The 12,971-nt window shown below is 70.7% G+C and carries 13 protein-coding genes and 1 pseudogene; 5 read left to right on the plus strand and 9 right to left on the minus strand.

Going from position 1 to position 12,971, the window contains the following annotated elements; genetic code table 11:
* Positions 1-243: 243 nt before the first annotated feature.
* Together AB0J68_RS13950 and AB0J68_RS13955 are read right to left on the minus strand one after the other, a co-directional pair.
* On the minus strand, positions 244-1,104 hold the full coding sequence (locus AB0J68_RS13950) for a hypothetical protein (RefSeq protein ID WP_354854082.1): 861 nt from the start codon (positions 1,102-1,104) through the stop codon (positions 244-246).
* Between the two features lie 37 nt (positions 1,105-1,141).
* Positions 1,142-2,986: a phosphoenolpyruvate carboxykinase (GTP) gene (locus AB0J68_RS13955; RefSeq protein ID WP_363938690.1), complete on the minus strand. Its 1,845-nt coding sequence runs from the start codon at positions 2,984-2,986 to the stop codon at positions 1,142-1,144.
* 136 nt (positions 2,987-3,122) lie between these two features.
* Between AB0J68_RS13955 and AB0J68_RS13960 the strand changes: the two are divergent.
* From AB0J68_RS13960 to AB0J68_RS13970, 3 genes and pseudogenes are all read left to right on the plus strand, one after another.
* A pseudogene (locus AB0J68_RS13960) lies at positions 3,123-3,964 on the plus strand (GtrA family protein).
* Positions 3,965-4,027: 63 nt separating this feature from the next.
* On the plus strand, positions 4,028-4,744 hold the full coding sequence (locus tag AB0J68_RS13965) for a GtrA family protein (RefSeq protein WP_354854302.1): 717 nt from the start codon (positions 4,028-4,030) through the stop codon (positions 4,742-4,744).
* Positions 4,741-5,424 carry a MaoC/PaaZ C-terminal domain-containing protein gene (locus AB0J68_RS13970; RefSeq protein ID WP_354854076.1) on the plus strand — a complete coding sequence of 228 codons (684 nt, stop codon included), beginning with the start codon at positions 4,741-4,743 and terminating at the stop codon, positions 5,422-5,424. The genes AB0J68_RS13965 and AB0J68_RS13970 overlap by 4 nt, the downstream gene beginning before the upstream one ends.
* Positions 5,425-5,466: 42 nt before the next feature.
* On the opposite strand, the gene AB0J68_RS13975 is transcribed toward AB0J68_RS13970, so the two are convergent.
* The gene (locus AB0J68_RS13975) at positions 5,467-6,039 is read right to left on the minus strand and encodes a PH domain-containing protein (protein ID WP_363938694.1); all 573 of its coding nucleotides are present in this window, start codon (positions 6,037-6,039) and stop codon (positions 5,467-5,469) included.
* 185 nt (positions 6,040-6,224) lie between these two features.
* Positions 6,225-7,100, minus strand: coding sequence for a biotin--[acetyl-CoA-carboxylase] ligase (locus AB0J68_RS13980; protein ID WP_355132805.1), 876 nt, complete (start codon positions 7,098-7,100; stop codon positions 6,225-6,227).
* 85 nt (positions 7,101-7,185) lie between these two features.
* On the opposite strand from AB0J68_RS13980, the gene AB0J68_RS13985 reads away from it, so the two are divergent.
* Entirely contained in the window at positions 7,186-8,769 is a 1,584-nt protein-coding gene (locus AB0J68_RS13985) for an acyl-CoA carboxylase subunit beta (protein WP_234589112.1), read from the plus strand.
* Between the two features lie 102 nt (positions 8,770-8,871).
* On the opposite strand, the gene AB0J68_RS13990 is transcribed toward AB0J68_RS13985, so the two are convergent.
* The 4 genes from AB0J68_RS13990 to AB0J68_RS14005 form a co-directional block, all read right to left on the minus strand.
* Positions 8,872-9,738, minus strand: a complete 867-nt coding sequence (locus AB0J68_RS13990; RefSeq protein ID WP_354854067.1) for a hypothetical protein — start codon at positions 9,736-9,738, stop codon at positions 8,872-8,874.
* Positions 9,731-10,231, minus strand: coding sequence for a SigE family RNA polymerase sigma factor (locus tag AB0J68_RS13995; protein WP_266248870.1), 501 nt, complete (start codon positions 10,229-10,231; stop codon positions 9,731-9,733). Before AB0J68_RS13995 ends, AB0J68_RS13990 begins: the two co-directional genes overlap by 8 nt.
* A 62-nt stretch (positions 10,232-10,293) precedes the next feature.
* On the minus strand, positions 10,294-11,277 hold the full coding sequence (locus AB0J68_RS14000) for a 2-dehydropantoate 2-reductase N-terminal domain-containing protein (protein WP_363938699.1): 984 nt from the start codon (positions 11,275-11,277) through the stop codon (positions 10,294-10,296).
* Positions 11,278-11,300: 23 nt separating this feature from the next.
* On the minus strand, positions 11,301-12,044 hold the full coding sequence (locus tag AB0J68_RS14005) for a M50 family metallopeptidase (protein WP_354854061.1): 744 nt from the start codon (positions 12,042-12,044) through the stop codon (positions 11,301-11,303).
* A gap of 96 nt (positions 12,045-12,140) precedes the next feature.
* On the opposite strand from AB0J68_RS14005, the gene AB0J68_RS14010 reads away from it, so the two are divergent.
* Entirely contained in the window at positions 12,141-12,677 is a 537-nt protein-coding gene (locus AB0J68_RS14010) for a Uma2 family endonuclease (RefSeq protein ID WP_354854058.1), read from the plus strand.
* A 70-nt stretch (positions 12,678-12,747) separates the two neighbouring features.
* On the opposite strand, the gene AB0J68_RS14015 is transcribed toward AB0J68_RS14010, so the two are convergent.
* Positions 12,748-12,971 (minus strand): hypothetical protein (locus tag AB0J68_RS14015; protein WP_363938703.1); only part of this gene is annotated, 224 nt, incomplete at its 5' end.

A 12,971-nucleotide genomic window follows, 5' to 3' on the forward strand; every position in this document is an offset into this window, starting at 1 on the left:
ACGTGGGATCGCCGATATCGGGGTGTCCACGTCGCCCGATCACCCCGACTTCGGCGATCCCGAGTCGATCACGGCCGGAGCCACGCCCGCCGCCCACCTAGGGCGCCAGATCCCCGCCACTGCCGGATCGGCATGCACGGGGTACGGATATAGCCGGCCCATATCCGGGGCAGCTCGACAGTGCCTGCCAACCCCCTCTCAGGTCGCGCACCGCTCGAACCCGGGGCTTAGTCTGCCGGGCTCTCAGACCGGGGCGGCGGCGTCTGGGGCGCGGGCCGCCCGGCGCAGGCCGTACAGGGCCAGCGCGGCGGCGGCGAGCAGCGGGGCGCCGTCGCGGATCAGGCCGTCCACGCCCAGCAGCCACCAGCACAGTGGCAGGTCCACGGCCAGGACGGCCAGCGTGACGACGACGAGCAGGCCGCGTGCCCAGTCCTTGCCGCGCATCAGGAACGCGGTGCAGAACAGCACCGCGTAGCTGGCCGCGATGCCGGCGCCGAACCAGAACAGCACGGCCGGTACGGCGGACAAACGGTCGTCCAGGATCGCGCCTCCGGCCACCAGCGCCGGCACCAGCATCAGCGGGCTGTAGGTGAACGCCGCGACTCGGCTGGTCAGCAGCCAACCGCTGGCCTGCGGCCGACGCGGCGGGGTCTCCCGCCAGGAGATGCCGGCCTTGTCGATGACGAGCCGCGGCCGGTGCCGGACGAGATGCCCAGCGAGCGCCGACGAGCGGTAGAGCATCCACACCACCGCCACACAGAGCGCGGTGAGCACGCCGAAGCCGAGCAGCCCGGGCAGCGGCGGCACCCCCTGCCGGGGCACGATCAGCCGGCCGACGGCGAAGATCGTGGTGACCCCGAGGATCAGCCCGAAGGGACGGGCCACCGTGCGGCCCCGGCGGACGTGCCCGATCAGCAGCAGGAAGCCGAACGAGCGCAGCATCGCCCAACCGGTGCGCACGGCCAGGCCGAAGCCCTGCTCCGGGGCGTACCACCAGTTGAGCAGCTCGACCACGACGGTGGCCGCCGCCGTCGTCGCGAGCAGGAAGGTGAGCACCCGGACGGCGGACGGCCGCCGGACCTCGGTCTCGGCGGCCGTCCTCATGGGATTCCTTGTTGCCCGCGGCGGGCGATGTTCACACCTAGCGCTGCGGCTGTACGGCATCCAGGCGGGCGCGCAGCGCGTCCAACTCGGCCCAGAGCACACCGGGCAGCTTGTCACCGAACTTCTCGAACCACTCGGTGATCAGGGGCAGCTCGTTGCGCCACTCCTCCGGGTCGACCTTCAGCGCGATCCGGACGTCCTCCGGGGTCATGTCCAGGCCCTCGACGTCGAGCGCGTCGGCGGTCGGCACCATGCCCACCGGGGTCTCCACCGCGTCGGCCGTGCCCTCGATCCGCTCGACGACCCACTTGAGCACCCGGGAGTTCTCCCCGAAGCCCGGCCAGAGGAACGAACCGTCCGGGTCCTTGCGGAACCAGTTGACGTAGTAGATCTTCGGCAGCTTCGCCTCGTCGCCGTCGGTGCCCTTGCCCATCTCGATCCAGTGCCGGAAGTAGTCACCGGCGTGGTAGCCGATGAACGGCAGCATCGCCATCGGATCCCGCCGAACCACGCCGACGGCGCCGGACGCGGCGGCGGTCGTCTCCGAGGAGAGCGTGGCGCCCATGTAGACGCCGTGCACCCAGTCGCGGGCCTCGGTCACCAGCGGGACGGTGTCCTTGCGGCGTCCGCCGAAGAGGATCGCGTCGATCGGCACGCCGTTCGGGTCGAAGTACTCGTCGGCGAGGATCGGGCACTGGGTGATCGGGGTGCAGAACCGGCTGTTCGCGTGCGAGGACAGGCCGTCGCTCTCCGGCGTCCAGTCGTTGCCCTTCCAGTCGATCAGGTGCGCGGGCGGCTCACCCATGCCCTCCCACCAGACGTCACCGTCGTCGGTGAGGCCGACGTTGGTGAAGACGGAGTTGCCCCGGTCCAGGGTGCGCATGGCGTTGGCGTTGGTCTTCCAGTCGGTGCCGGGCGCGACGCCGAAGAGGCCGTACTCCGGGTTGACCGCGTAGAGCCGGCCATCCGGGCCGAACCGCATCCAGGCGATGTCGTCGCCGATCGTCTCGACCTTCCAACCCGGGATGGTCGGCTCCACCATGGCCAGGTTGGTCTTGCCGCACGCGGACGGGAAGGCGCCGGCGATGTGGTGGACCCTGCCCTCGGGGGAGGTGATCTTGAGGATGAGCATGTGCTCGGCGAGCCAGCCCTCGTCCCGGCCCATCACGCTGGCGATCCGCAGCGAGTAGCACTTCTTGCCGAGCAGCGAGTTGCCGCCGTAGCCGGAGCCGAAGGACCAGATCTCCCGGGTCTCCGGGAAATGCGAGATGTACTTGGTCTCGTTGCACGGCCACGCCACGTCCTGCTGACCGGGGGCGAGCGGCGCGCCGATCGAGTGCAACGCGTGCACGAAGTCCGCGTCGTCCCCCATCGCGTCGAGGACCTTCGCGCCCATCCGGGTCATGATGCGCATGGACGCGACCACGTACGGGCTGTCGGTGATCTCGACGCCGAACATCGGGCTCTCGGCCTCGACCGGGCCCATCACGAAGGGGATGACGTACATGGTGCGCCCGCGCATCGAGCCGCGGTACAACTCGTTCATCGTCCGCTTCATCTCGGCCGGCGCCATCCAGTTGTTGGTGGGGCCGGCGTCCGCCTCGTCGACAGAGCAGATGTAGGTGCGCTCCTCGACCCGGGCGACGTCCGTCGGGTCGGTGCGCGCGTAGAACGAGTTCGGCTTCTTCTCCGGGTTCAGCCGGATGAGGGTGCCGGCCTCGACCAGCTCATCGGTGAGGCGACGCCACTCCTCGTCCGACCCGTCCACCCACACGACCCGGTCGGGGGTGGTCAGTTCCGCGACCTCACGGACCCAGGCAAGCAGTTTCGGATGGGACGTCGGGGCCTGATCGATACCCCGCACTACAGCCGGAGCAACCATGACACATCTCCTTGTGGTCGACGCTGACCGATCTATGGGATGCACGAGTGTCAGCGACGCCATGCGCCGCCTTCGTGGAAACCTGGGATTGGCCTCAGCGTAAACCGGGCAGCCTTCCGAGTCAGTGGGACTGGTTGTGAAGAACTGCACAAGGTACGGCCACGCTGCGGCATCACGATCTGATACCCGCTTTCCTGCGCAGTTTCACGCAAATCTTGTCGTGCACCCCCGGTCGACGCGCTTGGCGGTCGGGCCGCCAACCCGCCCGGCCGACCGGTGCGGGGATTCCCGTTCCGGGGCGCGTCAGTCCTCCCCTCTGGTCACGCTGCGTTCAACTGCGGCGTACCGGGCGAAAGGGCCGGCACGAGCGACGATGTCCGGTCGCCGTTGCTACCCCGCCGACTGGCCGACAGCCGGTAGGCTCGTCCCGTGGCCGCCACGATGACCGGGGAGCAACCGGGTCCCCGGCAGACCCGACCGGGTCTGGTCCGCGGGCTGCTCGACCGTTTCGGTCACCTCGTGCGCGAGCTGAGCAAGTTCGCCACCGTGGGCGGGATCGCCTTCCTCATCGACTTCGCGCTCTTCAACTACCTGACCACCGCGCGCGGCATGGAGCAACTGACGGCGAAGACGATCTCGACCGTGCTCGCGGCGACCTTCGCCTTCCTCGGCAACCGGTTCTGGACCTGGCGGCACCGCCAGCGCAGCAACCCCGCGCGGGAGTACGCGCTGTTCTTCTTCTTCAACGCCGTCGGCCTCGGCATCGCGGTGGCCTGCCTCGCGATCAGCCGGTACGGGCTCGGCAGCATCTGGCCGGGCGTGTTCCAGACGCAACTGGCCGACAACATCGCCAGCTTCGTCGTCGGCACGGGCCTCGGGACACTGTTCCGATTCTGGTCCTACCGGCGGTTCGTCTTCGTCGAAGTGGGAACTCCGACCGTTCCGCAGGCGGAGCACGACCGAGACCACGGTGCGTGACCTGCCGCCCACCTCGTCCGGCCGGTGATCGCCGGCTTCACCGACTGCCCTAAGGTGTTTCGCATGCGTCTTGTCCGTCTGCTGCCTGAGCGTTGGCAGAAGTTCATCCACGAGGCGCTCAAATTCGGCATCGTCGGCGGCATCAACACCGTCATCAATTACGCGGTGTTCAATGTCCTTGCACTTACCGTTTTCGTCAACGGTCAGTTGAAGGCGACCGTGATCGCGACCGTCGTCGCAACGATCACGTCGTATCTGATGAATCGCCACTGGACGTACCGGGATCGCCCGAAATCGGCGCTTCGTCGGGAGTACGTACTGTTTTTCCTGTTCAACGGGGCCGGCCTGCTCATCGAACTGGGTGCCGTGGCCGCGGCCAAGTACGGGCTCGGCGTGCACGGTCTGCTGGGGCTGAACGTGGCGAAGACCGCCGGCGTTCTGCTGGCCACGCTGTTCCGGTTCTGGTCGTACCGGTCCTTCGTCTTCCAGCCCGTCTCGCCGGCCGAGGACGAGACGAAGGCCGACCCCACCTGGCATGACATCCCGCGCGACGAGTGGGACACCATGGCCGAGATGGACCCGGTCGCCGAGCTGGCCGAATCCGTCTCCGAGCTGGAAGAGGCGGAGTCCAGCGATCGCCCCGACGCGACGCCCGGCCCGACCGGCGCGGCTCCCGCCCAGCAACGGCCCACACCGATGACCGCCGGCCTCCCCGCTGACCTGGACGCGGAACTCGCCGCGGAGCTGCACGCCGGCACCCGTCGCGCGCCCCGCCGGTGACGCCTCCCGCCATCCGCTCCGGCACCGGGGCGCCCGCCGAGCTGTTCTTCGAGGATCTCGTCCCGGGGCTCACCGTCGATCTCGGGACGGTCACCGTGGACGGCGACGAGATGCTGGCCTTCGCTCGTCGCTTCGACCCGCAGTGGTACCACGTCGACCCACAGCTGGCCGAGGCCAGTCGGCACGGCGGTGTGATCGCCAGCGGCTTCTACACGGTCAGCCTGTTCATGCGGGCGTACGTCGATCACCTGCTGTCCCGCGCGGCGGCGGACGCCTCCCCCGGTCTGGAGGAGTTGCGGTGGCTCGCCCCGGTACGCGCCGGGGACCGTCTCGCCGTCCGGGTCGACGTGATGGGCGCCCGCCCGTCGGACGCCCGCCCCGGGCTCGGCACCGTCATCCTCACCGGCACCATGCTCCGCCTCGGCCCGGACAACCGGCCCGATCAGGAGGTGCTGCGGACCCGCTTCCGTGGCTGGTTCGCGCTACGCCCGGTCGAGACGAACCCCGAGGCCACACCAGGCGAGACCGGCCCGCCGGAAAGCGGACCAGCCGAGGCCGGAGCGGCGGAGGCCGGACCGTCGGAGAGCGGGCCAGCCGAGGCCGCGTCGTCGAAGGGCGGGCCGTCCGAGGCCGGACGGCCGTCGGCGGCCGCAGGGCCCGTGGTCGAACAACGCGCCTGACCGCCCCGGCGCTCGGGCCGGGACGGTCAGCGCGGATCGCGATCAGGTCGTGGTGTCGCGCAGCGGCTTGCCCTCACGCATGTCGGCGAGGATGTCGCGCATCTCCCCGTCGCCCAGCGAGTGCTTGTCGTGCTGCGCCTCGACCAGCTCGTAGAGGGTGGTCTGCACCCGGCTGACACCCGGCACGTCGGCGAGCACCGACTGGCCGCGTTCACCAGCTGACTCGATCGTGAGGGTGCCGCAGCCGAGCAGCCGCTCGAAGAAGTGCTGGTTCATCGAGTGGTCGTTGATCCGGGTGAGCGGAAGGTCCCGCCGGTCCCGGGAGAAGACACCCTGCTGCAACAGCACACGCTCGTTGGTGAACAGGTAGTGGGTGGTACGCCAGACCAGGAACGGCCACAGACCGAGCCAGAGGACCGCGACCAGGGCGAACACCCCGATCACGGCCAGCGCGATCGAACCACCGCTGCTCTCGGGCAGCAGGAGCACGCCGACCACCACCGCGGCGATGGCCAGCACCAGCACCGCGATCGGCCGGATCAGCGCCTTCCAGTGCGGGTGCAGGTGCAGCACGACGTGCTCGTCCTTCGTGAGCACGTCTTCGGGAAACGCCACGACAACCTCCAACGCCTTTTACTCGACGCGCCGACCGTAAACCCCCCAAGCCCCGCCACAACATCCGCCACGCGGCCCCACTCCACCTTGCGCGATCTTGCACTTTCGGTCGCCGTCACACGGCCTGAGCCCGTCACGCCACGACAGAGACCGCACGATCGCGGGGGCGGAGGGCGCGGGGCGGGTTAGCGCAGGTGGAGCACGTCTCCTGCGGCGACGACGCGGGTTCCGGTGGGGGTGGTGAGCTGGAGCTGGCCGTCGTTGTCCACACCGGTGGCGGTGCCGGTCAGGTCGTCGCCGCCGGGAAGCAGGACGCGTACCTCGCGGCCGATCGTCGCGCAGGCCGCCAGGTAGGCGTCGCGCAGGCCGCTGGCCACGGCGTCCCCACCGGCGGCACGCCAGCGGTCGTACCAGTCGGCCAGTGCCCGCAGCAGAGCCCGCAGCAGCGGATCCCGGTCGGTGGCCGCCGCACCGGCCAGTTGCAGCGAGGTGGCCGGCAGCCCGGTCGGGTTCACCGGCAACTCGTCGGCGCGCAGGGTCACGTTGAGGCCGACGCCGAGGACGATGGCCGGCGGTTGGGCCGAGGAGCGCCCCGGCACCGCCTCGGCCAGCACACCGGCGCACTTCGCGTCGCCGATGAGCAGGTCGTTGGGCCACTTGAGGGTGGCCTCCAACTCGGCCAACCGGGCCACCGCCTCGACCAGCGCGACGCCGGCGAGCAGCGGCAGCCACCCGTACCCCGTGGAGGGCACCGCGGCCCAGCCTCGGTCCGGCACGGCCTCGCCGGGCCGCAGCAGCACGCTGGTGGCGATTCCCGCGCGCGGCGGTGACTGCCAGACCCGACCGCGCCGACCGCGGCCGGCGGTCTGCCGCTCGGCGACCACCACCAGGCCCTCCGGCTCGCCCGCCGCAGCGGCCTCGGCCACGTCCGCGTTGGTGGAACCGGTCTCGGCGTACAGCTCCAGGCGGGCCCACGGCCCGTTCGGCGCGACCAGCGCGCGCCGCAGCCGGGCCGCCGACAGCGGCGGTCGGTCCAGATCGGTGTACGGGGAGCCCGGCATCCCGTCAGCCTACGGCGGTGGCCACGGGAGGTATTGAGGCGTACTGCACAGCAGCACCGACCTGAACCATCGTTATATTCCCTGGGTGACTACCGAGACCGGGACCAACATCCACAGCACCGCGGGCAAGCTGGCGGACCTGGAGCGCCGGGTCGACGAGGCGGTGCACGCCGGGTCGGCGCGTGCGGTCGAGAAGCAGCACGCCCGGGGCAAGAAGACCGCCCGCGAGCGGATCGAGATGCTGCTCGACGAGGGCTCCTTCGTCGAGCTGGACGAACTGGCCCGGCACCGGTCCACGGCCTTCGGGCTGGAGCGCAACCGCCCGTACGGCGATGGCGTGGTGACCGGCTACGGCACGGTGGACGGCCGGCAGGTGTGCGTCTTCGCCCAGGACTTCACGGTCTTCGGCGGCTCCCTCGGCGAGGTCTTCGGCGAAAAGATCGTCAAGGTGATGGACCTCGCCATGAAGATCGGCTGCCCGGTCGTCGGCATCAACGACTCCGGCGGCGCCCGCATCCAGGAGGGCGTGGTGTCGCTCGGCCTGTACGGGGAGATCTTCTTCCGCAACGTCCGCGCGTCCGGGGTCATCCCGCAGATCTCGCTGGTGATGGGGCCCTGCGCTGGCGGCGCGGTCTACTCCCCGGCCGTCACCGACTTCACCGTGATGGTCGACCAGACCTCGCACATGTTCATCACCGGCCCCGATGTGATCAAGACGGTGACCGGCGAGGACGTCGGCATGGAGGAGCTGGGCGGAGCCCGCACGCACAACACCCGCAGCGGCAACGCGCACTACCTCGCCACCGACGAGGACGACGCGGTCGACTACGTCAAGGCCCTGCTGTCGTACCTGCCGTCGAACAACCTCGACGAGCCGGTCGTCTTCGAGGCCCCCGCCGACCTGACGATCACCGACGAGGACCGCGAGCTGGACACGCTCGTCCCGGACTCGGCGAACCAGCCGTACGACATCCACACCGTCATCGAGCACGTCCTCGATGACGGGGAGTTCCTGGAGGTCCAGCCGCTCTACGCGCAGAACATCGTGGTCGGCTACGGGCGGGTGGAGGGACGCCCGGTCGGCGTGGTGGCCAACCAGCCCATGCACTTCGCCGGCACCCTGGACATCGCCGCCAGCGAGAAGGCCGCCCGGTTCGTGCGCACCTGCGACGCGTTCAACATCCCGGTGCTGACCTTCGTGGACGTTCCCGGCTTCCTGCCCGGCACCGGCCAGGAGTGGGACGGCATCATCCGCCGGGGCGCCAAGCTCATCTACGCGTACGCCGAGGCGACCGTCCCGAAGGTCACCGTGATCACCCGCAAGGCGTACGGCGGGGCGTACGACGTGATGGGTTCCAAGCACCTCGGCGCGGACCTGAACTTCGCCTGGCCGACCGCGCAGATCGCCGTGATGGGCGCGCAGGGCGCGGTCAACATCCTCTACCGCTCGGAGCTGGCCGGCGCCGAGGACCCGGCGGCGGTCCGGGCCGAGAAGATCGCCGAGTACGAGGACACCCTGGCCAACCCGTACGTGGCCGCCGAGCGCGGGTACGTCGACTCGGTGATCCCGCCGCACGAGACGCGCACCCAGATCGTCCGGGCGCTGCGCGTCCTGCGCACGAAGCGCGAGACCCTGCCGCCGAAGAAGCACGGCAACATCCCGCTCTGAGGCGCTTCTGCTCTGCTCGGCTTGATCCGCGCAACTTCGGGGAAAGTGCCTCCCGGCCCCGGGAGGCAGCGACATCCCTGATGTTGTGCGGGTCAAGAAGGGTCAGCAGGCCGGGTTCGCGGCGGCACACATTCGCCGGGCGGCCGTGCGGCCCAGCGCCTCAAGATCCGCGTCGCGTAGGCCCAGGTCCGGATTGGGCTCCAGTACCGTGATCAGGTCGCCTACCCGGACCACGACGGTCATCCCGAACGGCCTGGAGCGCTGCAGCGTCCTTCCGGAGGCCGGGCCACGGGGAGCGAACGGCACGTGGCGCACCAGAATCGACTCGTCACCTGCGAAGTTGCTCGCCGCCGTCTCCCAGGCGTGCTTGCTCTCGTTCGGCGTCGTCTCGCCCGCCACCACGATGGACTCGGCGAGATGCCACTCGGGGCAGGCGTCGAGCAGCGCCCTCAGATGAGTGAAGACTCGCGCGCCCACCAGCGGATCGAGGCGGTAGACGTCTTGGCTGAGTTCGACCCGCACCGGCGCGGCGCCGTCCTTCGTCGGCGACAACAGGGTCTGCGACCGCGAGTAACGGGAGTACGCGGGAACCCCAGGCACGCCCCGGTCGTCGCCGCACCTCTGCAGCGTCGGGTCCAACCGGACGGCCTCACCGAGGCCGGCTTCGCCGAGCTGCACGGCGCTCTTCACCGGCACCTCGGTGACAGTCAGCAGGGAGTCAAGTGGGATCTCCGCCCGGGCGGGGCTCTGCGTCGCCGCAGGCAAGGCAGCAGTCGGCGGAGCCGACGTGCGTTCCGTCATGGCGTACGCCGGGCCGGTCACCGCCGCGAGCACCGCGACCGCCGCCAACGCGACAGTGCGACGCCTACGCCTGCGGGCGGTCGCCCGGATCTCCTCGGGCTCCGGCCACCTGACGTCACGTAGGTCCCGGTGGACCCGTTCGACGAATGCCAGGTCGTCGTCACGCATCGGTTGCCTCCTCCAGATCAGAGACGGCGAGCAGACCGGCGAGCGCGGTACGCCCCCGGGAGAGTCGGGCTTTGACCGTGCCCACCGGGGCGGCGGTCTCCCGCGCCACCTCGGCGACCGGCATGCCCATCAGGTAGTACAGGGCGATGGCGGTGCGCTGCTCCTCGGGCAGTCGACGCAGCGCGGCGACCACCTCGACCGTGTCGGTGCCCGGCCCGGGCACGGTCTCGGTCGCCCCGTGGCGCAGGTACGCGCGGGCGCGACTGCGCAGGCTGCGCCAACGGCTGACCGCGATACGGCTGGCCACCACCCGCACCCACGCCTCCGGGTCGTCGTACCCGCTGATCGTCGACCAGCGCTGCCACGCCCGGATGTACGCCTCCTGCACCGCGTCCTGGGCCTCGACCCGGTCGCCGGTGAGGGCGTAGACGAAACCGAGCAGCCGTTGTCGACTCCCCCGGTAGAACTCGTCGAACCCGTCGACGTCCGGCACCCGCTACCTCCCCGTGTCGGTCGCAGGGAACACGCGCCGGGCACGGCCGTCGGTTGCCCGGGTCAGGCGATCATCTTCTCCAGCTCGGCGAGCGGGAACGCGCCGGCCGCGATCCGCTCCCGGGTGGCCCGCCGTACTGCCCGCTGCACGGCCACGTTGGCCGGCGTCGGTACGCCGTGCAGCCGGCCGAGCAGCGCGATCTCTCCGTTGAGGTGGTCGACCTCGGTCGAGCCGGCGCCCCGGGCGAGGCTCTGCCAGGTGGATCCACCGGAGCGGCCCGCGCCGTCGACCGGGCGCTGCTGGACCAGATCGCCGCGTTCGGCCTTCTCCTCGTCCGGGGAGGTGTGCGGGATGCGCGCGGCGGCGAGCGCGGCGACGCCCTCGGCGCGTACCCGCTCGGCCAACGCGTCCGGGATGTCCTGCCCGAGCAACGCCTGGAGGCCGTTGCCGAGGTTGCTGAGCAGCTTGCCGTACTTCCAGCGCAGCACGTCCTCGCGCACCGGCGCGCCGAAGCCGGCGGCGGTCAGGTCGGCGGCGATCGCCCGGTCGGCGTCGTCGGCGCCGCCCGGGTACCGGCCGATGTGGAGCATCCCGGGGTGCGGGTGCCCGTTGGCCACCACCACGCCCGGGTCGAGGTGGGTGGCCGGCAGCCAGACGCAGATCGGGTGCACGTCGGCGAAGAGCCGCAGGGCGGCCCGCTCGTTCGCCACCCCGTTCTGCGCGGTGACCAGTGGCAGCCGCTCGCCGGCCGTGCCGCCACCGGCGACCGGCGCGTCCACCCACGTCGCCAGCGCGGCCTCGGTGTCCTGCGACTTGACGGTGAGCACCAGCACCGTGTCGGCCGGCAACGGTCGGTCGCCCGGGCCGTCGACGGCAGCCAGCCGGGCGGTCACGTCGCCGTCGGGCTGCCGCAGCGTCAGACCGCGCTCCCGGATCGCGTCCAGGTGCGCGCCGCGCGCCACCAGGGTCACGTCCCGGTCGGCCTGTGCCAGCCGTACGCCGATGGTCCCGCCGACCGCGCCCGCCCCGATGATCACGTATCGCATGGCCTCATTCTGCCCCGACAGGGTCAGAGCGTCAGGCCGGCGTCGGTGAGGATGGAGCCGGTGAGCAGAAGCGCGCCGGCGACCAGGGCGGCCAGGTTGACCAGGGCGAAGAGGACCACCCAGAAGAACGCCGGGAACGGGGTCAGCCCGGCGAGCTGGTCGGCGTCGGAGGCGGGCATCCGGCCGCGGGAGCGCAGCCGTTGCAGCTCCACCACCGGCCGCACCCCGCCCAGCAGCAGGAACCACACCCCGGTGTACGCGAACGCGGCCTGCACCTGCGGCGTGGCGTACCACGAGACGGCGAGCACCAGAGCCCCGGTGACCAGCAGCGACACCACGCCGAAGGCGTTGCGGATCATGACCAGCATGGCGAGCAGCAGCGCCACCGCCACCCAGAGCAGCAGCGTGATCCGGTTGCCGCCGAGCAGCCAGGCGCCGGCCAACCCGACCAGCGGCGGGGCGACATAGCCGGCGAGCAGCGTGAGGATCATGCCTGGCCCGGTGGGCCGACCGGCGGAGAGCGTCAGGCCGGAGGTGTCCGAGTGCAGCCGGATGCCGCGCAGCTTGCGGCCGGTGAGCAGGGCGACAAGCGCGTGCCCGCCCTCGTGCGCGATGGTGATGGCGTTGCGGGCGATCCGCCACGGCAGCCGGGTGGACACCACCACCAGCGCGACAGCGGCGGTTATCAGCACCAGCAGCGGGGGCGGGTCCGGCTGAGCGCCGAACAGCGTGTCCCACTTCTCGCCCAGCCCGTCGATCGACATCATGGGGCGCGAGCCTACCGGCGGCGTTCCGTGTCGTTCCCGAGGCACCGGCCCGTCACGCTCGAAACTGATCGGATGACAAGCGAAGCCGGAGGATTGGTGTCCTTGGAGCACCACCTCGGCCCCTGGACCGAGGACGATTATTTTGCCCTCGGTGAGACCCCGGACCGGATCGAACTGCTCGACGGGAGCCTGCTGGTGAGCCCGGTCCCGAGCAAGCGGCATCAGTTGGTCTCACGTCGACTGGCGAACCACGTCGAGCGTGCTGCCGCTGGCCTCGCGGTTTTCAGAGCGGTCAACGTCAGGCTCGGGGTGGACCGGATCGCCATCCCGGACCTGGTCGTCGCCGACACCGACGACGAGGGCACCGCGGTGGAGGCCGTTGAGGTGGTCCTCGTCGGCGAGGTCCTGCCGCCCGGCAATGCGGCTGCCGATCGCCTGCTCAAGATGCAGCTCTACGCCATCGCGGGAATCCCCTGGTACCTGCTGGTCGAGCAGGACGGCGACGGTCACTCGCTGCGCCTGTACCGGCTGGACGGTGAGCACTACGTCGAGGACCAGGTCGCCAAGGCCGGCGAGACGTTGACCGTGGCCGAGCCCTTCCGCTTGCAGCTCGACCCGGCCACGCTGCGCTGATCCGTTCCCAGCGCAATCGCCAGAGACCACCGACAGTCGTCGATGAAAGTTTCCTCGACAGCTCTTGCGATCAAGGGCACTTACCTCCAAAGATGGGCGTCAATAGACCAGCGTCCCTGGAGGCACTCATGGCCCGTACCCGATCATCGCTGCGCCGCGCGCTCGCGGCCGGCCTCACCGTCCTCGCCGCCGCGGCGGTGTCCTGCGGCTGGGTGAACAGCACGTCGTCGTAGTCGGGCAGGCCGCTCGTCTGCTGGAGCAGCTGGCGTACGGTGATCGCGCCGCCGTCGTTGC

It is taken from the genome of Micromonospora sp. NPDC049580, from assembly GCF_040675595.1.
Lineage (GTDB): Bacteria > Actinomycetota > Actinomycetes > Mycobacteriales > Micromonosporaceae > Micromonospora.

Bases quoted from the DNA above. Each gene is read 5' to 3' on its own strand.
- AB0J68_RS13950 (WP_354854082.1), bottom strand. From the start codon at position 1,104: ATGAGGACGGCCGCCGAGACCGAGGTCCGGCGGCCGTCCGCCGTCCGG.
- AB0J68_RS13955 (WP_363938690.1), bottom strand. From the start codon at position 2,986: ATGGTTGCTCCGGCTGTAGTGCGGGGTATCGATCAGGCCCCGACGTCC.
- AB0J68_RS13965 (WP_354854302.1), top strand. From the start codon at position 4,028: ATGCGTCTTGTCCGTCTGCTGCCTGAGCGTTGGCAGAAGTTCATCCAC.
- AB0J68_RS13980 (WP_355132805.1), bottom strand. From the start codon at position 7,100: ATGCCGGGCTCCCCGTACACCGATCTGGACCGACCGCCGCTGTCGGCG.
- AB0J68_RS13990 (WP_354854067.1), bottom strand. From the start codon at position 9,738: ATGCGTGACGACGACCTGGCATTCGTCGAACGGGTCCACCGGGACCTA.
- AB0J68_RS14000 (WP_363938699.1), bottom strand. From the start codon at position 11,277: ATGCGATACGTGATCATCGGGGCGGGCGCGGTCGGCGGGACCATCGGC.
- AB0J68_RS14005 (WP_354854061.1), bottom strand. From the start codon at position 12,044: ATGATGTCGATCGACGGGCTGGGCGAGAAGTGGGACACGCTGTTCGGC.